This window comes from Sutterella massiliensis, assembly GCF_016899755.1.
GTDB classification, from domain to species: domain Bacteria; phylum Pseudomonadota; class Gammaproteobacteria; order Burkholderiales; family Burkholderiaceae_F; genus Sutterella; species Sutterella massiliensis.
In genome coordinates this window covers 1-281 of record NZ_JACJJC010000400.1, presented here as the reverse complement: position 1 = coordinate 281, position 281 = coordinate 1, and the positions used below count along the sequence as shown (strand labels likewise).

The 281-nt window shown below is 50.5% G+C and carries 1 protein-coding gene; it reads left to right on the top strand.

The window, feature by feature from the left end:
- Positions 1-281: exodeoxyribonuclease VII large subunit (locus H6A60_RS14580; protein ID WP_275114241.1), on the top strand; the 281-nt coding region annotated here is incomplete at both ends.

Sequence of the window (281 nt, the reverse complement as noted above, 5' to 3'; positions counted from 1 at the left end):
GTGTTTTATACCAAATTGTTTCCGGCGGTGATGCAAGGCGAGCAGGTCGAGGATTCCATTATCCGTGCCTTAAACCGGGTTTATGCCGAGCTGGAACATTGGGATGTAGTGGTGATTATCCGTGGAGGTGGAGCGACATCAGATTTGTCAGGGTTCGATACGTATGAACTGGCAACGAATTGTGCTCAGTTTCCTTTGCCAATCATTACCGGTATCGGCCAAGAGCGCGATGATACGGTGATTGACATGGTGGCGCATACGCGGGTAAAGACTCCTACGGC